Source organism: Candidatus Nitrosacidococcus sp. I8 (assembly GCF_945836005.1).
In the GTDB taxonomy this organism is placed as follows: Bacteria; Pseudomonadota; Gammaproteobacteria; order Nitrosococcales; family Nitrosococcaceae; genus Nitrosacidococcus.
On record NZ_OX241534.1, the window covers coordinates 924,099 to 943,904 of the forward strand.

A 19,806-nucleotide genomic window follows, 5' to 3' on the forward strand; every position below is an offset into this window, starting at 1 on the left:
TAATAAGCTAGATTTGGAGGGTTTTATCTTTATGATAATTGACTGGAACGCTTTTACTCCATGGACTGCACTAGGTGGAGGAATATTAATAGGTATTGCAGCAGGAATGTTTTTATTTTTTAATGGAAGAATTGCTGGGATTAGTGGCATTGTTGGAGGATTGCTTACCCCAACTCGATATGATTTTGCATGGCGGATAGCATTTATTAGCGGGCTAATAGTATCCCCTCTATTGCTCTCATATACAGGATTTATCTTGATTAATATAAATATTGATGCTGGCTATATTGCATTAATTACTGCGGGTCTACTAGTTGGTATAGGTACTCGCTTAGGATCAGGGTGTACCTCTGGGCATGGAGTATGCGGCTTATCTAGATTATCCCCTAGATCTTTGGTAGCTACCCTAACTTTTATGATCGCAGGATTTGCGACAGTATATTTTATCAGGCATATACTAACTTAAATGGGTAGAGAAAATTAACATGGGAATAATTACTTCGTTTTTTACTGGGCTGATATTTGGCTTAGGATTATTAATTTCTGGTATGGTATTTCCAGAGAAGGTATTAGGATTTTTAGATATTAAAGGTCAGTGGGATCCTTCCTTAGCATTTGTGATGTTAGGAGCAGTTTTCGTAGGGTTTGTTTCTTTTAAGTATGCACGCCAGCGGGTGAAATCCTTCTTAGGCTTTGAAATGAAAATCCCTACCACCAACAAATTAACTCAAAACTCATTTTAGGAAGCCTTATTTTTGGTATCGGCTGGGGCATAGCCGGGCTATGCCCTGGACCTGCTTTAGTGAATTTAGGATTTGGAGAAATGAAAGCTATTGCATTTGTGATAGCAATGGTAGTAGGTATGGGTATTTTTGAATTTAAGCTTAAAACTTAAGTTTAAATATTGATACCATAATTATTAGCTAAGGCACGTAGCCCACCTACGTAGCCTTGACCTATTGCTCTAAATTTCCACTCATCATTATGGCGGTATATTTCAGCAAAAATCATAGCGGTTTCAGTAGAAGCATCTTCTGATAAGTCATAGCGAACAACTTCAGTCCCTGTGGTTTCATTCACAAGACGAATAAATGAATTACCCACCTGACCAAAATTTTGCTTGCGAGCATCTGCCTCGTGGATAGTGGCTGCAAATGCTACCTTTTCCACATCAGAGGGAATTAAAGTTAAATCCACTTTTATCACCTCATCATCTCCATCGCCTGCTCCAGTTCGATTATCCCCAGTATGCTCTACAGCACCATCTGGGCTTTTTAACTGGTTATAAAAAATAAAATCGCCATCACTACGAACTTTATCATTTGATCCTAATAAAAATACACTTGCATCTAAATCAAATTCAGCTCCATCGGTAGCTCTTGGATCCCAACCTAAACCAATAATAATTTTAGTCAGACTTGGATCGGTTTTTGATAAGGATAAGTTACCACCTTTTTGTAAAGTTAATGCCATAAAAAATTCTCCATTGATTATTTTATCTATTATTTTGTTCCTGCACGCCAGTGTAAACCCCAATGATAAACATGATCCATTTCATCGTGCCTTCGATGAAAATCTACTCGGCGTGTTACTTTAATCGTATCATTAATATTCTCAAGAAGCGCAATTGCACACATTCTATAATCGCCTCCTTCGTCATTAAGACGAACTTCAATTTCTGGATGATTAGGTACAAAAACTGTAACTACGCCATCGGTTTCCTTCCAACTAGGCACACCATCATAAATAAAAGTAAAGACTAGAATACGCCTTATTTCACTCCATTTTTTACCATTAATATAAAGCCATTCCCCACCAGAAACCGATCCGGTACGATCATCTCCCATAAGTTTAATAAACGGGGGATAGTCTAAAGCACCAAATGCGTTTCCCAATGCTTGCACCACGCCTTTACTACCATCTTTAAGCTCAAAAAGACAACCTACATCGAGATCAATTCCTTTATTTTGGTTACCAAAAATACCTCCAAGAAATCCTCCGCTTTTATTACTTTCTTGAAGTATCTTACTGCTCCAATTTAGATTAACTCTTATTTCACCATAATCTGCTGAATTAGGTTTATCTAAACTAATACTAGATCTGGTCTTATCTAAGGTAATTTTATTGAGGTTAAGATTAGATTTGTTGGACTGTTGCGTATTTATTGTTTTAGTAGTTACAGGTGGTGTGGCATCAGCAATTTCAACACCAAAGTGCTTAGCCAGCGGCTCTAAACCACCTTCAAATCCTTGTCCTACACAACGAAATTTCCATACATCTTTATGTAAATAAAATTCTCCAAGAATCAAGGCAGTCTCTTTCATTCCTTGGGTAAGAATCTGAGATTCAATATTATCATTGATTCCTAATGATAAAGATAAAACTTGATTAAATACTGCTCTATTTTCATGTATTGTCGCAGTTAATGCAACTTTATAAATACTAGAATCTAAGCAGTGTAGATCTAATGAAAACTCAGCTTTTCCTACTAAGCTAGTTTTCATTCGAAGAGTACCACCCAAAATATTATTTTGATTATAAAAACACATATCATCATCACTACGCACTTTCCCTTCAGCAGTTAGAGCAAACGCTGATATATCAATATCCACCCCAGAGATAGGAGTGTAGTGAATTATTATAGAAAGCGGTAGCGTAGATTCTATAGGAGTATTACCGCCAGGTGTTAAAATTACCCTATTATTCATAAGCTAAAAATATTCTAATGTTTTGCTGCATGAGTAAACAAAGAGAAAAAATTCTCTGTGGTTATATCTTCAATACAAGACAATGAAGTTTTTCTTAACTCTGCAATGTGTTTTGCCACATATTGCACATAAGCTGGTGTGTTTGTTTTTCCCCGATAAGGAACTGGAGCTAAGTAAGGGGAATCGGTTTCAATTAATAATCTATTTGCTGGAATTTTGGCAGCTACCTGCTGTAGATCCCTTGCACTAGGGAAAGTAATAATTCCAGAGAAAGAAATATAAAACCCTAAATCTATTCCTTTTTTTGCAGTATCCCAATCCTCAGTAAAACAATGAAGTACGCCGCCCACTTCATCTGCACCTTCTTCTTTTAGAATACGTAAAGTATCTTCTTTTGCCTGTCTTGTGTGGATAATTAAGGGTTTCTTACAAATCTTTGCAGCGGTTATATGGGATATAAATCGATCTTTTTGCCAAGACAAATCACCCTCACTACGAAAATAATCTAACCCGGTTTCGCCAATACCCACTACTTCCGGAAGAGAACCAGAATCAATTAGTTGATCTATAGTAGGTTCTTTAGTTTCACTACTGTTAGGGTGAATTCCTACCGAAATAGAAATATCTTCATTTTTTTGAGCAATTTTATAAATTTCTGGAAAACTCTCCATATCTACAGATACACATAGCATATGCCCTACCCCAGATTGGTGCGCTTCTTCTATAGTTTGGGAAGCAGGTTGGTCAATTAAATTGATATGACAATGGGAATCAACAAGCATAATTTATTTATTACATAGTATAGGTAGGCTTTTCAGAGTTAAGTCTATCGGCAAGATAGGTTTCTATCTTAGTACACACATCATCATCAATTGAATCAAATTGTACCCCAACTCCAGGAGTTCTACTATGAGCACTCTCTGGAGTAATCCAAATAACTTTCCCTAAAAGGGTTATTTCTTCTATTTCATTAAGTAAAGTGAATTGTATTGATATTTTGTCATCAATTTTATAGTGCTTAGAAGTAGGGATAAATAATCCTCCATTTTTTATAAATGGAATGTAAGCTTGATAAAGTGCATCAATATCCCTAATAGTTAGAGAGAGATGATAAATAGAAGGCAATCCAGTAATATCACTCATAAGAGTTTAAGTGAAAAGAAAAAACCAATCGATTAGTAATTTTTCTAATAGAAGTTGTGCATTAATTTGTGTGCGATTCGTAAGTAACCATAAACTATATTCTATCTTTTCTAAAAGAGAAAATAGTGATTTTAATTCTACTTTTCTAGAGAATTTCCTAAGAGAATCTTCTATATCTATGTTAATTAAAAGCTCAGTAGATACATTTCTTTTAATTCTAATCATATCCATCATAAATAGTATCATCCAATATAGAGCTTCCTCCCATATTTGCAATATATAATCTTCTACTATCTTGAGAGGGTTAATATTTACTTTTAAGGAAAAAAGATTATGGGCTAGCTTAATTCTTTGCGATAAAAGATCCTGTTCTAGATAGGATAATGCTCTTAGTGGTGCCCCTCCCACCAAATTCAATAGATGCATTAAGTTAATATCTTGCTTAGAATTTATAGAAGGTAATTGCTGGACGAGCCATTTTTCCGTTTCTATCTTAGAGGTAAAAAACCGAAATTTTTGGCACCGACTACGAATAGTAATGGGTAACGAAAATAGTGAAGTACTTATTAAAGTAATAACTGTATTCTTAGGAGGTTCTTCTAATATTTTCAGTAAGCTATTAGCAGCACTAATAGTCATTTTATCAGCAGCTAAAATAGTCACAGTTTTAAATACTGATTTTTTAGCTTTTAACATTAAATGCTGATAAATTTCCCTAGTTTGCTCTATCGAAATTATTTTTTTCTCTTCTGGAAGTGATATCCTAAGATGATCAGGATGAGTATTTGCTTTAAATAAAACACAGCCAAAGCAAACACCGCAAGCTAATCTATCTTCTCCAGGTAAATCGCATAATAAATTATTTACTAAATGATCAGCAAAAATATGCTTACCCATACCCCTAGGACCAGAGAGCAATATAGCATGGGGCACTCTTTTAGCATATTTTGCAGCCATTAGGTTCTGCCAGTGAGATTGATGCCATGGATAAAGCTCATGCATATTCTATTTTTTTTAAAAAATTGAAAATCTCTTTTTCTATAACTTTTTGTATCTCTAATCTATCTAAGGATGCATCAATAATATAGTATCTATTAGTATACTGTTTAGCTAGCTGGAGATAAGACATACGCACCCGCTCAAAAAAATCATTCTGTTCTTGCTCAAAGCGATCTCTTCCCTGTTTTCGCTGCATACTAATATTGATAGGAAGATCAAACAGAAAGGTAAGGTTTGGCTGTATGCTAGAGATTGTCCATTTTTCAATAAGTTGAATCAATTCTAAAGGTAATTCTCTACCTCCCCCTTGATAGGCATAGCTTGAATCAGTAAATCGCTCACAAATGACCCATTTATCTTCTGTTAATGCAGGTATAATTACCTTCTCAAGGTGATCAACTCTAGCTGCAAATATAAGTAAAAGCTCGCTATAAGGAAGCATACTATCTTCATCTCTAGATAGTAGTATTTCCCTAATTTTTTCCCCTAAGGAAGTACCTCCCGGTTCCCGAGTTAAGATAACTTCCTTTCCCAAATTTTCTAGTAACTGTTGAATAAATATTATTTGGGTACTTTTTCCAGCACCATCAATACCTTCAAGAGATATAAAATATCCTTTTTTGTTTTTTCCCATAGGGTAATTTAGTGCTGCTTATTTTTACCTAGAATATAGGTTTGCACGGCATCTCTATGCTCTTCATAGCTAGTAGAGAATTGATGACTACCATCGCCACGAGCAACAAAATATAATGTATCTCCATCATCAGGGTGTAAGGCTGCATGCAATGATTTTAGGCTAGGCATACAGATAGGAGTAATAGGTAGCCCAAAACGAGTATAAGTGTTATAGGGTGTATCTTTCTTTAAATCTGAGCGATGTAATGTGCCTGTAAATAATTCTCCTAGCCCATAAATAACGGTAGGATCAGTTTGTAATCGCATTTTCTTTTTTAATCTTCTTATAAATACACCAGAGATGATAGACCGCTCTATCTCAAGAGCACTCTCTCGCTCAACAATTGAGGCCATAGTGAGTGCTTCATAGGGGTTTTGATAAGGTAGATTCGGAGCACGATTATCCCACTCACTCATTAAGTGATTTTCCATAAGTTGAAAAGCGCGTTTTAAAATAGAAATATCGGTAAATTCAGCAGGGAAAGAATAAGTATCTGGAAAAAATCTACCTTCAGGATGGATATTTGAATATCCTAAGTACTCCATAATTTCAGTAGGTCCACTCTGAATTAGAGTATGCTGTAGATAAGGAGTGTTATTAATTGCATTTATTAGCTGAATAAAAGTCCAACCCTCAATAATAGTAAAACTATGCTGTACAACTTTTCCATTTACAATTTGCGCTAAGAAAGAAGGAGGTGTAGTTTCGGAAGGAATATAGTATTCGCCTGCTTTTATTGCTTGAGTTTTTCCCTTCCAGCGAGTAAATAAAGAAAAATATAGAGGATGTGTGAGTAGTAATCCTTGGTCATATAACTCTTTAGCTATAGAGCGAGCGGTTGCTCCTTTAGGTATCTCAAAATAAGAGCCGCCTTCCTCTACTTTAAGAAATGTATTAATAAATTTATGATATTCGAATTTAATCCATACCCCTAAAGATAATATAATAGATAGAAAAAAAAAGAAGAGTCTTTTTTTACTCATAACCCTCTATCCACATCTGAATAAGATTTTGAATATCTCTAGTTTTAGTACTGATTGGATAAGATATTTCCTCTAAATGACGTACTGGCCATAGACCAATTAAACTATTACAAACAAATACTTCTTCTGCCTGTTTTAAGTCATTTAAACTTATTGGTTTAACGATAGTTTTTATTCCTAAAGTAGGCACTCTCTGTAATATAAACTCTCGCATTACTCCGGCAACCCCGCAATTATTAAGATCTGGAGTTTGTAAATAATTTGATGTGAAGATAAAAATATTACTCATAGTTCCAGAAATTACTTGTCCTTTATTATCCAGCATTATCCCCTCTGGAATTTTTGGATCACTCCATTCGCTTCGAGCAAGTATTTGTTCTAGCCGGTTTAAGTGTTTAATCCCAGAGAGTATTGGGTTATGTCCTAAAGTAGTAGTACAAATCCGAAGTGTAATACCATTTTTGGAGAAATCTATAGGATAATCTGGCCAAGGATGGATAGAGAGCACTCGAGTAGGCTTATTATTATGTGGAATACGATAGCCTCTCTGTTCTGATATTCCTCTAGTAAGGATAATCTTCAGAACCCCTTGAGAAATTTCACTACAGAGTTCTGTTACTTCTTTATCTAAAACCTTTGAATCTAGAACAGGAAATTTTAATCGGTGGCAACTTAATTTTAAGCGATTAAGATGAAAATTATAGAAAGGAATCCTTCCCTTATGAATTGCGATGGTCTCGAATAAACCATCCCCATATTGAAATCCTCGATCAGAAAACGAAACTTTAGAAGATGGGCTACCGTTAATTAGTGTTTTTTTCAGAGAAAAACAATAGGTAGGATTAACTAAATTGCTTAAATACTAAAGATCCATTTGTACCACCAAACCCAAAAGAATTAGATAGTGCAACTTTAACTTCTTTTTCTTGGGATGTACCAATGACATAATTTAATCCTTCACATTTAGGATCAAGGTTAAAAACATTTATGGTGGGAGGGATAACTTGATCTCTGATGGAAAGTATAGAAAATATCGCTTCTATTCCTCCTGCAGCTCCTAGTAAATGACCTGTCATAGATTTCGTCGAACTTACAGCAATTTTTTTTACGAAATTTCCTACAAAAGTCTTAATTGCTAGGGCTTCAATTTGATCACCTACTGGTGTAGAAGTACCATGAGCATTAATATAATCTAGAGATTCAACATTAATTTGAGCACTTTTAAGTGCACTATTCATACAACGAATTGCACCTTCTCCACTTTCAGGGGGTTGAGTCATATGATATGCATCAGCACTCATTCCAAACCCTGCAAGTTCTGCATAAATTTTTGCACCCCTGTTTTGAGCATGGTTTAGTTCTTCTAATACTAAAACGCCGGCACCATCGCCTAGTACAAATCCATCTCGATCTATATCCCAAGGACGGCTTGCAGTTTTTGGATCATCATTACGGGTAGATAAAGCACGAGCAGCTGCAAAACCACCTAAACTCATTGGAGAAGTAGACATTTCTGCACCACCCGCAATCATTACCTCTGCATCACCTCGTTTAATGATATACATTGCTTCCCCGATATTATGAGTACCTGTTGAGCATGCAGTCACAATAGCTAAATTAGGACCCTTCATGCCATATATAATGGAGAGGTTTCCTGCAAGCATATTAATAATGCTGCTAGGTACAAAGAATGGGGAGATTTTTCTTGGTCCTCCATTCAGATAAGTCTCATGGGATAATTCGATGGCATGAAGCCCACCAATACCAGAACCTAGAGCTATCCCAACCCTAGTTGCGTTCTCTTCGTTAATTTCTAAACCTGAATCGCTAATTGCCTCTTTAGCAGCAGCAATACCATAATGGATAAAAAGATCCATTTTCTTGGAATCCTTAGAAGGAATATAGCTCTTAGCATCAAATCCTTCAATAGTACCGCCAAAATGGACAGGAAAATGAGTAGCATCAAAATCAGTAATCGGTCTAATCCCGGATTTACCTTTAAGGATATTACTCCAAGAATCTTTTATATTTAATCCTACTGGGCAAATAATACCCAGTCCAGTAACAACAACTCTTCTATTTATCAACGGTCTTTAATATCACTAAACTAAAAAAGAAAAAAGGCCGCGCTGATTACCGCACGGCCTATATTTTATTTATCTTGACACTCTTTAATATAATCAATCGCTTCTTGAACTGTAGAAATTTTTTCTGCTTCCTCATCAGGAATTTCGCATTCAAAAGCCTCTTCTAACGCCATCACAAGCTCTACAGTATCTAATGAATCAGCACCTAAATCATCAACAAAAGATGATTCATTTGTTACTTCTTCAGGATTCACACCTAATTGTTCAACTACAATTTCTTTAACTCGAGATTCTATATCGCTCATAATAATTTATTTCTCCAAAAATATTTTTTATATAAAAATGATAAGTTTAAAAGTATTCTATTAATTTTAATACTGTCTTAACTGTTTCCTTAATACATCTTATTAGGCCATACAAAGCCCACCATTGACATTAATTGTTTCTCCTGTAATATATCCTGCCTCAGAGCTTGCAAGAAAGGCAACAGCTGCAGCTATATCTTGCACATTGCCTAATCTATTTAGTGGGATATTAGATAATAATCCCTCTTTCTGAGAGTTAGTAAGCACGTCAGTCATATCTGTCTCAATAAATCCAGGAGCTATAGCATTTACTGTAATACCACGAGCACCTACTTCACGGGCGAGAGATTTAGTAAAACCAATCATTCCAGCTTTTGAAGCTGCATAATTAGTTTGCCCTCTATTTCCCATAATACCTACTACAGAAGATATATTAATAATACGCCCCCACGAAGATTTAAGCATTCCCCTAATACACCCTTTGGAGAGCCGATAAATCGAAGTAAGATTAGTATTAATTACTGCTTCCCAATCGCTATCTTTCATTCTCATCAGTAATCCATCTCGAGTAATACCTGCATTATTTACAAGAATAGTAGGAATACCTATTTGCTCTGAAATTAATGTAAGAGCTTGATCAATAGATTCTGATTGAGAAACATCTAGAATAATACCTCTACCAGACCAGCCATTTTCTCTTATAAATGAATCAATTTTATCTACACCCAATTGCGATGTGGCTGTACCTATGACAACAGCACCTTGTGTAGCTAAGGTTTGAGCTACAGCATAGCCAATTCCTCGGCTAGCCCCTGTTATTAAGGCAATTTTCCCTTCTAAGCTCATTTATTTTTCTCAGTAATTTGTAATGCCTTATTAAGGCTATCTATATCAAAAATAGATAGCACAGTTACACTCCTATCTATTCTTTTTACCAATCCAGCAAGAACTTTCCCTGGTCCACACTCAATGAATGTGTCCACACCTTGATTTATTAAAAAGTTAATTATCTCTACCCAGCGTACTGGATGATTAAGCTGGCGTATTAAAGCATCTCGAATATCTTCAGGATTATTATTAATAGCCACATCTATATTGTTTACTACTGGAATAGATGGAGAAGTAATAGAAATATTGGCTAAATATTCTTTAAATTTAGTTACTGCTGGTAACATAAGTTGGCAATGAGAAGGAATAGTTACAGGTAAGAGTAACGCTTTTGCACCAATACGTTGTGCTTTTTCGATCATCTTATCTACAGCATGCTTATGTCCGGCAACAACTACTTGACCAGGTGCATTAAAATTAACTGGTTCCACAATTCCATTATTGTTTAATTGCTGGCAGATATCTTTCACTTCTTCATCTTTAAGTCCTAAGATTGCTGCCATTGCTCCTATATCTTTTGGCACTGCCTCTTGCATATAAGCAGCTCTATGAGCTACTGCATCTACTGCAATCTCAAACTTTAAGCTATTAGCACAAACCCATGCACTATATTCACCTAAACTATGACCAGTCATAAATTCAGGAAATTTTCCACCCATGCTACGCCAAATTTGCCAAACAGCCACCCCTCCTGCTAACATCGCAGGTTGAGTGTGTTCAGTAAGATTTAAACGATCTTTAGGTCCGTTTTGAATAAGGTGCCATAAATCGTAATCTAATACAGTGGATGCTTGTGCAAACACCTCCTTTACTTTTGGGTACGCATTAGATAACTCAGCAAGCATACCTACGGTTTGTGATCCTTGGCCTGGAAATAAAAAAGCAAGCTTGTCACTCATAATACGTATATTAATATTTTAATAATGCCGAACCCCAAGTAAAGCCGCCTCCAAAGGCTTCGAGAAATAACTTATCTCCCCTTTTAATTCTACCATCTCGAACTGCTATATCAAGTGCTAGAGGCACGGAAGCAGCAGAAGTATTCCCATGGGAATCAACAGTGACGACAACTCTTTCCATTGGGAGATTTAGCTTTTTTGCAGTCGCTTCAATTATTCTAATATTAGCTTGATGTGGAATTAACCAATCAATTTCCCCCTTATCCATATTATTTGCAGCCAAGGTTTCCTCCACGATCCGCTCTAAAGTACGTACAGCTACTCTAAAAACCTCACTGCCTTGCATTTGGATAAATGCTCCCTCTTTTCTTAATTTATGATAATTTTCAGAGATTCCAGCAGGAACAGTAAGTAACTGCTGATAATTACCGTCTGCATGCAAATGAGTTGAGATAATTCCAGGATCTTTGCTTGCCTGTAATACGACAGCACCTGCTCCATCGCCAAAAAGTACGCAGGTAGTTCGATCTTGCCAATCAATAATTCTAGACAGAGTTTCAGTACCTACAACTAAAGCAGTATGTGCACTTCCCGTATGAATAAATTTTTCAGCAATACTTAAGGCATAAATAAATCCAGTGCAAACCGCTTGTATATCAAAAGCAGCTGACCCAGAAATACCTAATTTTTTCTGAAGCAAGCATGCAGTACTAGGAAAAATCCGATCAGGAGTTGTCGTAGCTACAATAATAAGATCAATATCCGAAGGGGATATCTGGGCTGCTTTTAGAGCATTACGGGAAGCCATCTCAGCTAAGTCACAAGCAGTTTGCCCTGTATCTGCAATATGTCTTTTTTTTATGCCCGTTCTTTTTGTAATCCACTCATCTGTAGTGTCTACCATCTGCTCTAAATCAGCATTAGTAAGTATTTTCTCTGGAAGATATCCTCCAGTACCTATAATACGAGCATAGTTTCTCAACTGACTTGCCTCTCTACTAACCATGGCTCTAAGTGAATACTAATGTGTTTAGGTACATCTTTTTGAGCTTCAATAATAGCAATATGAATTGCATGGGCAAAAGCCATAATATCAGCTCCACCATGGCTTTTTATGACAACACCATTTAATCCAATCAAATTGGCACCATTATATCGCCTTGGATCCATTTTTTTGCGGAATTTATTGAGAACAGGTAGAGTTAAAAAACCTATAAACTTGGTAAGAAAGTTACTATCAAAGGATTCTTTTAAGAAATGTTTAACTAGCTGGGCTACTCCTTCACTAGATTTTAACGCAACATTACCTACAAACCCATCGCATACCACTACGTCAGCACTACCCTTATAAATATCATCCCCTTCTACAAATCCAATGTAATTTAAGCGACTTTTAGCTAGCATCTGCCCAGCTTTTTTAATTTGCTCATTACCTTTAATAAGTTCGGTTCCTATATTCAATAAACCTACTCTAGGGTTGGGTACATTATCAATAGCACTAGCTAACACCGATCCCATTAGAGCAAATTGATATAGATTCTCAGCACTGGAATCTACATTAGCACCTAAATCAAGCACATAACAATGTCCTAATACGGTAGGTAAAGTAGAAACAATCGCTGGCCTATCTATCCCAGGTAAAGTTTTTAATACAAATCGAGCAGTTGCCATTAAAGCACCCGTATTACCCGCACTTACACAAGCGTCTGCTTTTCCTGATTTAATCAAATTAATAGCTACCCGCATAGAAGAGTCTTTTTTATTGCGCAACGCCTGAGAGGGTAACTCATCCATTTCTACCTTTTGAGAGGCATGTTGGATAGTTAGCCGTTCATCAAGTGCTCCTTTATTTGCTATTATTAGATTATAAATTAATTGATGATCCCCTACTAAAATAAGAGTTACATCTTTTATTTCAAGAAGTACACTTAATGCGGCAGGGACAACAACTTGGGGGCCATAATCCCCACCCATTGCATCTAGTGCAATTGTAATAGCCAAAACTAATTTATTCCTCTTCCTCGGTATTATTCTTTTTTATTATTACTTGTCTTCCCCGATAATAACCATCAGGGGTAATGTGATGTCTACGATGAAGCTCTCCAGATAGAGAGTCTGTAGATAGGGTAGGACCAGTTAATGCATCATGAGCACGGCGCATACCTTTTCTAGAGGTAGATTTTTTGCTTTTTTGAACAGCCATATTTAAAAATATCCTAATTATTAGTAAGTTACTTTAACTTATTTAAAACAGAAAACGAATTTTGCTTATTGTTTAGATTGCTTATAGAAGGACTTTCTCCACTTAAACAATTTGATTCTTGCACATGTTTAGGTGCTATAGGAAAAGATAATAATAATTCATCTTCTATTAAATCCCATAAAGAAAGATTATCTAGAGTACTTAATACTATAAATTCATAAGGTAATTTATTATATTGATCGATATCCGTATCTTTATAAACCAAACATAATGCTATTTTACTACTTATTCCAGTATTCATTGGCTGTAAACACCGCTGACAAGTAAAATATATATTAGCTTTAATATTGCCCTGAATAATTGGAATTCCCTTATTATCGTACCCAAATTTTAAATTTGCCCATACCGATCCTGTTTTATTTAAAACCTCTTCTATTACTCGTGGCATATTTGCAAATAAAATCTCTCCTTCCAAGGTAGTGCCAGATTTCACTAACTGCCAAGGCAATACCTCATTAGGCAAGTATGCTAGCATAAAAAAAGGGGAAATCTAATTCTTACTAGGTAAAATTATGAATTTCAATTGCATTCATGGAATTTGTTTCTAAAGCAGGAGAAGTAGCTTCCATATGACTTGTAGCATTTAAATCGAAATATTTGGAACTAATATTACCTGCCACATAATCCCCATCAAAGCAAGAAGTATCAAACTTTGTAATACTAGGATTATATTTTTGCGCAGCTTCAATTAAATCCGATAAATCTTGATAAATAAGTCTATCGGCACCGAGTAAAATAGCAATTTCTTCTTCAGATCGATTATAAGCAACTAGATCATTGGCTGCAGGCATATCAATCCCATAAACATTTGGATGACGAACCGGGGGGGATGCAGAGGCAAAGTAAACTTTTTTAGCTCCAGCATCTCTAGCCATTTGAATAATCTGCTGTGAAGTTGTACCTCGCACAATAGAATCATCTACGAGTAATACATTTTTATCTTTAAATTCTAAACTAATCGGGTTTAATTTTTGACGAACTGATTTTTTCCTTTGCTTCTGACCCGGCATAATAAATGTTCGTCCAATATATCGATTTTTAATGAATCCTTCTCGGTATACAACTCCTAAAGCATAAGAGAGCTGCAGAGCAGCACTACGGCTTGTATCTGGAATTGGAATAACCACATCAATATCATGATCCGGCCACTCTTGTAGAATTTTTCTTGCTAATTTTTCCCCCATACGCATACGAGATTTATGTACAGAAATATTATCAACAATGGAATCTGGGCGAGCTAAATAAACATATTCGAAGATACAAGGAGCGTATATAGTACTCTCTACACATTTACGAGTGTAAAAATTGCTATTAGAATCGATGAAAATAGCCTCCCCTGGCTGTATATCTCGAATAAGATTATATCCAAGAGAATCAATTGCTACGCTTTCAGATGCAATAATATATTCATGTTTATTTTCTAATTCTATAAAGCGGCTACCAAAAGCCAATGGGCGGATACCGCAAGGATCTCGAAAAGCTAATATGCCATAACCTGCTATCATAGCAATTGCTGCATATGCACCATGACAACGCTTATAGACTTGAGAAACTGCTGTAAATAAATCATCCGGAGTAAGCGCTATTTTATCTAACTGCTGTAATTCATGAGCCAGTACATTGAGTAATACCTCTGAATCAGAATTAGTGTTTATGTGGCGTTTATCAGACTGAAACAATGCTTGTTTCAATTCTGCTGCATTGGTTAAATTACCGTTGTGAGCGATAGTAATTCCATAAGGAGAATTTACATAGAATGGCTGAGCTTCAGTAGGAGAGGAATTATTGGAAGTAGAATAGTGCACATGACCTATTCCGATACATCCTTTAAGAGTCATCATATGATTAGTGCGAAATACATCTTTAACGAGGCCGCTACCTTTTCGTAAAAATAATTTACTCCTATCATAAGTGACAATTCCAGCAGCATCTTGTCCGCGGTGCTGTAGTATTGTAAGTCCATCATATAGAGCTTGATTTACCGCTTCTGTTGCAACAATTCCGATAACACCGCCCATAATTAATTCAATATATCCATAGGTATATAAGACTTAATTTGAAGTGCAAAACCTTGAAAGTAAACTAGTAATTGAGAGTGTTTCCACCAAGCCTCCTGAGAGAGTGAAGTCATTTCAGAAAGGGCAATTAAAATTACAATAATTGCTACACCTCGAATGGCACCAAAAAAGATACCTAAAATGCGATCTATGTTTGTTAATCCCATCTCTTTTATTAGAAATCCTAAGAGGACACTAACAATAGCACTCAACAGCAAAACCGTAATAAGCAATAAAAAAAAAGCAGTCGCTGTTTGAAACGACAATGGGACAGACGGAAGTATTTCATCAACTAGGTAAGTTATCTGGGATGAAAAATGCCACGCTACCAAAAATCCTACCCCCCAAGAGATAAGAGATAAAAATTCCTTAACAAATCCTCTAGAAAAACCAATAAAACTAGAGATTAAAACTATTCCTGTAATTAAGTAATCGATCCAAATAAAGTGATTCACCATAGCGAATCTTATTTAATAAAAATAGATTTTGTACCCAATTGTTGTTCTAGTAATTTTTTAAGTGCTGCTGGATCTGTTGGTTGGTTATGGTTTAAACGAATTCTTACTTTATAAATTATTTGATTACCGCTTTGCATTGATTCTATAAACGCCTTATATCCTGAAGAAACTGCTTTGTCCCTGATCTGTATCGCATTTTCTTTATGAGAAAAGCTTCCTACTTGAATTAATAGAGGAGAAGTATTGTTGTATCTGTTAGCTATATTAGAATCTTGAGTAGCCTTTCTATTTTCGCTTTCAAAAAAAGAATCGAGATCATCTAAATTTTGATCATTATTAGATAATAATTCCACTGATGATGAAAATTCACGATCAAATCCAGGTGTATTACTACTCCCTAAACTATTAGGTTCTAAATTAGATGGGTATCGCAATAGTATAGGTATTGTAATGATACCTAATCCTAACAGAACTAATGCCCCGATAAGTCGTTGCTTAATTTCTTTTTCTAATATTAACCCTTCCATAATAAATACCACTATTTGAGCATTTAAATGCTAGTGTGCTCTAATTAATTCAGACTCTTTTCCTTCTTTCACATCTATAAGGTGATTTTCAATTTCTTTAGGCTGAGGCATTTTTTGCAATGCAATTGCAAGTACATCCTCAATCCATCTAACAGGGCGAATATCAAGCCCACTTTTAACATTTTCTGGAAGATCTACTAAATCTTTACAATTCTCTTCAGGGATAATAACAACATTTATCCCGCCCCGTAATGCCGCAAGTAGCTTTTCCTTAAGACCACCAATCGCTAAAACTTCACCACGTAGGGTAATTTCTCCAGTCATCGCAACATGTGCATGTACTGGAATATCTGTTAGTGCAGAAACTAAAGCAATACACATTCCTACGCCAGCACTAGGTCCATCCTTAGGAATAGCACCTTCAGGAACATGGACATGTAAATCATATTTTTGATAAAAATCTTGAGCGATTCCTAGACGGTCTGTACGATTTCTTACTACTGTAGTTGCTGCTTGAATAGATTCTCGCATCACATCACCTAAGTGACCAGTATAGACCGATTTACCTGTTCCCAACATGATTGCTGCTTCAATTGTGAGTAAATCCCCCCCCATTTCAGTCCAAGCCAATCCGGTTACTTGCCCTACTCGATCTTGATCTTCAGCAAGACCAAAACGATACTGTTTTACCCCTAAAAATTTCTCTAGATTTTTATTAGTAATTGCAACTTTCTTAGCAATATTGAGCTGGATATTTTTAACAACTTTACGGCAAATTTTTGATATTTCTTGATCTAAATTGCGAACACCTGCCTCCCTAGTATAATAACGAACAATATCTTGAATTGCATTTTGTGATATGGATATCTCGCTTTTTTTTAAACCGTGATTTCTGATAGATTTTGAAAGAAGATAATTCTGAGCAATATTAATTTTTTCATCTTCTGTATAGCCTGGAATTCTAATCACTTCCATTCTATCCAATAAAGGACTAGGGATATTTAAGGTGTTTGCAGTAGCAACAAACATTACTTCAGACAGACTATAGTCTACTTCTAAGTAGTGATCATTAAAAGCATGATTTTGCTCTGGATCTAATACTTCTAGTAGTGCTGATGCAGGATCGCCGCGGAAATCCATTGCCATTTTATCTACTTCATCTAGCAGAAATAAGGGGTTTTTTGTACCTACTTTTGTTAGATTTTGAACAATTTTACCTGGCATTGAACCAATGTAGGTTCTTCGATGACCGCGAATTTCAGCCTCATCCCGAATTCCCCCTAAGGATATGCGAGAGAATTTACGATTAGTTGCGCGGGCAATAGAGCGGGCAATCGATGTTTTTCCTACCCCAGGCGGTCCAACTAAACATAAAATTGGTCCTTTAGGATATTTTACCCGTTGCTGTACCGCAAGATACTCTATTATTCTTTCTTTAACTTTCTCTAAGCCATAGTGATCAGACTCAAGAATAGACTCAGCTTTAACAAGATTTGCACTAATTTTGCTTCTTTTTTTCCATGGTACGTCCACCAACCAATCAAGATAATTTCTTACCACAGTTGCCTCTGCAGACATAGGAGACATCATTTGTAGCTTACTAAGTTCCGCTCTTGCTTTAGATTTAGCTTCTTGTGGCATCCCAACTTTTTCAATTTTACTAGCAAGATCCTCAACTTCATTTGGTATATCTTCAATATCCCCAAGTTCTTTTTGAATAGCTTTTATTTGCTCATTTAAGTAATATTCTCGTTGGCTTTTCTCCATTTGCTTTTTAACTCGATTACGTACTTGCTTTTCTATTTGTAGAATATCAATTTCAGATTCTAGAAGAGCCAACAAGTGCTCGAGTCTTTCTTGGATATCATCTACTTCTAATAGAGATTGTTTTTCCTCTATTTTTAGTGTTATATGTGCAGCAATTGTATCTACAAGACGGGCAGGGTTATCTATACCCGATAAAGAAGATAATATCTCGTGAGGAATTTTTTTATTTAATTTAACATATTGCTCGAATTGGTTGAGTAAAGATCGAGCTAAAACTTTTATTTCTTGACTATCAACCCTATATTCTTTTTCTTTATATTGAGAAAGTTGAGCACAAAAATAACTATCATTATTTACATATTGTTGTACTTTGGCTCTTTCACTACCCTCTACTAGTACTTTAACGGTACCATCTGGTAACTTTAATAGCTGAAGGATATTGGCTAAAGTTCCAATATCATAGATATCCTCTAGTTTAGGATCGTCAAGGCTAGGATTTTTTTGAGCTACTAATAGTATCTGTTGTTTAAACTCCATGGCTACTTCAAGTGCTTTAATGGATTTCTCTCTACCTACAAATAGAGGGATAACCATATATGGATAAACTACAACATCACGTAATAGTAAAACAGGTATAGTCTCTTCAGTTATATCAGGTACTGTACTATCTTTATCCATATATGCCTCTGATTCTATGTATAAACCTATAATAGAGAGCGGTATTTAAACAAATACCATTACCCAATTAGTCTGATGCTGCCCTGTAGTTTTCTTGATCCTTATACACTAGTAAAGGCTCAGATTCTCCGTAAACAACATTTTTATCAACGATTACTTTACTTACCCCTTCCATAGAAGGGAGATCGTACATCACATCCAGTAATATATTTTCAAGAATTGATCGTAGCCCTCGAGCACCTGTTTTACGATTCATCGCTTTAGTTGCAATAGCTTGTAACGAATCCTTTCGAAACTCTATAGTACAGTTTTCCATTTCAAAAAGACTAGAAAATTGCTTAACTAGGGCGTTTTTAGGTTCTGTTAGAATACGTACAAAAGTATCCTCATCTAATTCATCTAAAGTTGCAATAACAGGCATACGCCCTATAAACTCTGGAATTAATCCGTATTTTATTAAATCTTCAGGCTCTACCTCTTTTAGTATCTCACCAACACTACGTTTACTTTCAGTACTTCTAACTTCAGCAAAGAACCCAACCCCACTTTTCTTAGATCGATCTCCAATTACTTTCTCAAGCCCTGAAAAAGCACCACCACAAATGAAAAGGATATTCGTGGTATCTACTTGCAAGAACTCTTGTTGTGGGTGTTTTCTCCCTCCTTGAGGGGGGACTGATGCTGTAGTTCCTTCGATAAGCTTAAGCAATGCTTGCTGTACACCCTCGCCGGAGACATCTCTAGTAATAGAAGGGTTATCTGATTTACGAGAGATCTTATCTATCTCATCTATATATATAATGCCTGTTTGTGCCTTTTCAACATCATAATCGCACTTTTGCAGGAGTTTTTGGATGATATTTTCTACATCTTCACCAACATACCCTGCCTCTGTAAGAGTTGTTGCGTCAGCAATAGTAAAGGGTACATTTAATAAACGGGCTAGGGTTTCTGCTAATAAAGTTTTACCGCTTCCAGTAGGACCTATGAGTAAAATATTACTTTTTGATAATTCAACCTCATTATTTTTTTTACCAAGATGTAGTCGCTTGTAATGATTATAAACAGCAACTGCTAATATTTTTTTAGCATGATTTTGACCAACCACATACTGATTAAGAATATCCCTGATTTCATGGGGTGTAGGAAGGTAGTTATTCTTGTCGGTAAACGGTTTATCCCGTAACTCCTCTCGAATAATATCGTTACAAAGCTCTACACATTCATCACAAATAGATACTGAGTCGGGTCCCGCAATTAACTTAACTACTTCATGTTGGTTCTTACTGCAAAAGGAGCAATTAAGAAGTTTGTCATCCTTGCTTTTCTGAGGATTATCATCACTCATAACTTAAAGTCCCTCATTAA

22 protein-coding genes and 1 pseudogene are annotated in these 19,806 nt (G+C 35.8%); 2 read left to right on the forward strand and 21 right to left on the reverse strand.

The window, feature by feature from the left end; translation table 11 throughout:
* Positions 1–31: 31 nt before the first annotated feature.
* The gene (locus OOL07_RS04595) at positions 32–466 is read left to right on the forward strand and encodes a YeeE/YedE family protein (RefSeq protein WP_264695317.1); all 435 of its coding nucleotides are present in this window, start codon (positions 32–34) and stop codon (positions 464–466) included.
* A 19-nt stretch (positions 467–485) separates the two neighbouring features.
* A pseudogene (locus tag OOL07_RS09225) lies at positions 486–895 on the forward strand (DUF6691 family protein).
* Positions 896–897: 2 nt separating this feature from the next.
* Here the strand turns inward: OOL07_RS09225 and OOL07_RS04610 are convergent.
* The 21 genes from OOL07_RS04610 to clpX form a co-directional block, all read right to left on the reverse strand.
* A complete protein-coding gene (locus tag OOL07_RS04610) occupies positions 898–1,473 on the reverse strand; it encodes a TerD family protein (protein WP_264695321.1) in 576 nt (191 codons plus the stop codon).
* Positions 1,474–1,502: 29 nt separating this feature from the next.
* Entirely contained in the window at positions 1,503–2,708 is a 1,206-nt protein-coding gene (locus tag OOL07_RS04615; RefSeq protein ID WP_264695323.1) for a TerD family protein, read from the reverse strand.
* 14 nt (positions 2,709–2,722) lie between these two features.
* The gene (locus OOL07_RS04620; protein WP_264695325.1) at positions 2,723–3,490 is read right to left on the reverse strand and encodes a TatD family hydrolase; all 768 of its coding nucleotides are present in this window, start codon (positions 3,488–3,490) and stop codon (positions 2,723–2,725) included.
* A 10-nt stretch (positions 3,491–3,500) separates the two neighbouring features.
* On the reverse strand, positions 3,501–3,851 hold the full coding sequence (locus OOL07_RS04625) for a PilZ domain-containing protein (RefSeq protein WP_264695327.1): 351 nt from the start codon (positions 3,849–3,851) through the stop codon (positions 3,501–3,503).
* Between the two features lie 6 nt (positions 3,852–3,857).
* Positions 3,858–4,853, reverse strand: a complete 996-nt coding sequence (locus tag OOL07_RS04630) for a DNA polymerase III subunit delta' (RefSeq protein ID WP_264695329.1) — start codon at positions 4,851–4,853, stop codon at positions 3,858–3,860.
* Positions 4,846–5,484, reverse strand: a complete 639-nt coding sequence (gene tmk, locus OOL07_RS04635; RefSeq protein ID WP_264695331.1) for a dTMP kinase — start codon at positions 5,482–5,484, stop codon at positions 4,846–4,848. Before tmk ends, OOL07_RS04630 begins: the two co-directional genes overlap by 8 nt.
* An 8-nt stretch (positions 5,485–5,492) precedes the next feature.
* The gene (mltG, locus tag OOL07_RS04640; RefSeq protein WP_264695333.1) at positions 5,493–6,509 is read right to left on the reverse strand and encodes an endolytic transglycosylase MltG; all 1,017 of its coding nucleotides are present in this window, start codon (positions 6,507–6,509) and stop codon (positions 5,493–5,495) included.
* A complete protein-coding gene (gene pabC / locus OOL07_RS04645) occupies positions 6,502–7,332 on the reverse strand; it encodes an aminodeoxychorismate lyase (protein WP_319804042.1) in 831 nt (276 codons plus the stop codon). Before pabC ends, mltG begins: the two co-directional genes overlap by 8 nt.
* 19 nt (positions 7,333–7,351) lie before the next feature.
* On the reverse strand, positions 7,352–8,596 hold the full coding sequence (gene fabF, locus OOL07_RS04650; RefSeq protein WP_264695334.1) for a beta-ketoacyl-ACP synthase II: 1,245 nt from the start codon (positions 8,594–8,596) through the stop codon (positions 7,352–7,354).
* 65 nt (positions 8,597–8,661) lie between these two features.
* A complete protein-coding gene (acpP, locus tag OOL07_RS04655; RefSeq protein ID WP_197743664.1) occupies positions 8,662–8,901 on the reverse strand; it encodes an acyl carrier protein in 240 nt (79 codons plus the stop codon).
* 102 nt (positions 8,902–9,003) lie between these two features.
* Positions 9,004–9,747, reverse strand: a complete 744-nt coding sequence (gene fabG, locus OOL07_RS04660; RefSeq protein WP_264695335.1) for a 3-oxoacyl-ACP reductase FabG — start codon at positions 9,745–9,747, stop codon at positions 9,004–9,006.
* On the reverse strand, positions 9,744–10,688 hold the full coding sequence (fabD, locus tag OOL07_RS04665) for an ACP S-malonyltransferase (RefSeq protein WP_264695336.1): 945 nt from the start codon (positions 10,686–10,688) through the stop codon (positions 9,744–9,746). Before fabD ends, fabG begins: the two co-directional genes overlap by 4 nt.
* A gap of 10 nt (positions 10,689–10,698) precedes the next feature.
* Positions 10,699–11,694 carry a beta-ketoacyl-ACP synthase III gene (locus OOL07_RS04670; protein ID WP_264695337.1) on the reverse strand — a complete coding sequence of 332 codons (996 nt, stop codon included), beginning with the start codon at positions 11,692–11,694 and terminating at the stop codon, positions 10,699–10,701.
* Positions 11,667–12,689 (reverse strand): phosphate acyltransferase PlsX, encoded by a 1,023-nt coding sequence (gene plsX, locus OOL07_RS04675; RefSeq protein WP_264695338.1) that lies wholly within the window; start codon positions 12,687–12,689, stop codon positions 11,667–11,669. The genes OOL07_RS04670 and plsX overlap by 28 nt, the downstream gene beginning before the upstream one ends.
* A 7-nt stretch (positions 12,690–12,696) precedes the next feature.
* Complete coding sequence (rpmF, locus tag OOL07_RS04680) at positions 12,697–12,891, reverse strand: 50S ribosomal protein L32 (protein ID WP_264695339.1); 195 nt, start codon at positions 12,889–12,891, stop codon at positions 12,697–12,699.
* Positions 12,892–12,919: 28 nt separating this feature from the next.
* A complete protein-coding gene (locus OOL07_RS04685; protein ID WP_264695340.1) occupies positions 12,920–13,426 on the reverse strand; it encodes a YceD family protein in 507 nt (168 codons plus the stop codon).
* Positions 13,427–13,451: 25 nt separating this feature from the next.
* On the reverse strand, positions 13,452–14,969 hold the full coding sequence (purF, locus tag OOL07_RS04690) for an amidophosphoribosyltransferase (RefSeq protein ID WP_264695341.1): 1,518 nt from the start codon (positions 14,967–14,969) through the stop codon (positions 13,452–13,454).
* A 2-nt stretch (positions 14,970–14,971) separates the two neighbouring features.
* Positions 14,972–15,466 carry a CvpA family protein gene (locus OOL07_RS04695; RefSeq protein WP_264695342.1) on the reverse strand — a complete coding sequence of 165 codons (495 nt, stop codon included), beginning with the start codon at positions 15,464–15,466 and terminating at the stop codon, positions 14,972–14,974.
* An 8-nt stretch (positions 15,467–15,474) separates the two neighbouring features.
* Positions 15,475–15,993, reverse strand: a complete 519-nt coding sequence (locus OOL07_RS04700) for an SPOR domain-containing protein (protein WP_264695343.1) — start codon at positions 15,991–15,993, stop codon at positions 15,475–15,477.
* Between the two features lie 30 nt (positions 15,994–16,023).
* Positions 16,024–18,438, reverse strand: coding sequence for an endopeptidase La (lon, locus tag OOL07_RS04705; protein WP_264695344.1), 2,415 nt, complete (start codon positions 18,436–18,438; stop codon positions 16,024–16,026).
* A gap of 67 nt (positions 18,439–18,505) precedes the next feature.
* Positions 18,506–19,786, reverse strand: coding sequence for an ATP-dependent Clp protease ATP-binding subunit ClpX (gene clpX / locus OOL07_RS04710; RefSeq protein ID WP_264695346.1), 1,281 nt, complete (start codon positions 19,784–19,786; stop codon positions 18,506–18,508).
* Positions 19,787–19,806: the final 20 nt, after the last annotated feature.

Bases quoted from the DNA above. Each gene is read 5' to 3' on its own strand.
- OOL07_RS04595 (WP_264695317.1), top strand. From the start codon at position 32: ATGATAATTGACTGGAACGCTTTTACTCCATGGACTGCACTAGGTGGA.
- purF (WP_264695341.1), bottom strand. From the start codon at position 14,969: ATGGGCGGTGTTATCGGAATTGTTGCAACAGAAGCGGTAAATCAAGCT.
- OOL07_RS04685 (WP_264695340.1), bottom strand. From the start codon at position 13,426: ATGCTAGCATACTTGCCTAATGAGGTATTGCCTTGGCAGTTAGTGAAA.
- tmk (WP_264695331.1), bottom strand. From the start codon at position 5,484: ATGGGAAAAAACAAAAAAGGATATTTTATATCTCTTGAAGGTATTGAT.
- OOL07_RS04695 (WP_264695342.1), bottom strand. From the start codon at position 15,466: ATGGTGAATCACTTTATTTGGATCGATTACTTAATTACAGGAATAGTT.
- OOL07_RS04615 (WP_264695323.1), bottom strand. From the start codon at position 2,708: ATGAATAATAGGGTAATTTTAACACCTGGCGGTAATACTCCTATAGAA.
- OOL07_RS04620 (WP_264695325.1), bottom strand. From the start codon at position 3,490: ATGCTTGTTGATTCCCATTGTCATATCAATTTAATTGACCAACCTGCT.
- OOL07_RS04625 (WP_264695327.1), bottom strand. From the start codon at position 3,851: ATGAGTGATATTACTGGATTGCCTTCTATTTATCATCTCTCTCTAACT.
- fabG (WP_264695335.1), bottom strand. From the start codon at position 9,747: ATGAGCTTAGAAGGGAAAATTGCCTTAATAACAGGGGCTAGCCGAGGA.
- OOL07_RS04670 (WP_264695337.1), bottom strand. From the start codon at position 11,694: ATGGTTAGTAGAGAGGCAAGTCAGTTGAGAAACTATGCTCGTATTATA.
- clpX (WP_264695346.1), bottom strand. From the start codon at position 19,786: ATGAGTGATGATAATCCTCAGAAAAGCAAGGATGACAAACTTCTTAAT.
- mltG (WP_264695333.1), bottom strand. From the start codon at position 6,509: ATGAGTAAAAAAAGACTCTTCTTTTTTTTTCTATCTATTATATTATCT.
- acpP (WP_197743664.1), bottom strand. From the start codon at position 8,901: ATGAGCGATATAGAATCTCGAGTTAAAGAAATTGTAGTTGAACAATTA.
- OOL07_RS04610 (WP_264695321.1), bottom strand. From the start codon at position 1,473: ATGGCATTAACTTTACAAAAAGGTGGTAACTTATCCTTATCAAAAACC.
- fabD (WP_264695336.1), bottom strand. From the start codon at position 10,688: ATGAGTGACAAGCTTGCTTTTTTATTTCCAGGCCAAGGATCACAAACC.
- rpmF (WP_264695339.1), bottom strand. From the start codon at position 12,891: ATGGCTGTTCAAAAAAGCAAAAAATCTACCTCTAGAAAAGGTATGCGC.
- lon (WP_264695344.1), bottom strand. From the start codon at position 18,438: ATGGATAAAGATAGTACAGTACCTGATATAACTGAAGAGACTATACCT.
- OOL07_RS04700 (WP_264695343.1), bottom strand. From the start codon at position 15,993: ATGGAAGGGTTAATATTAGAAAAAGAAATTAAGCAACGACTTATCGGG.
- OOL07_RS04630 (WP_264695329.1), bottom strand. From the start codon at position 4,853: ATGCATGAGCTTTATCCATGGCATCAATCTCACTGGCAGAACCTAATG.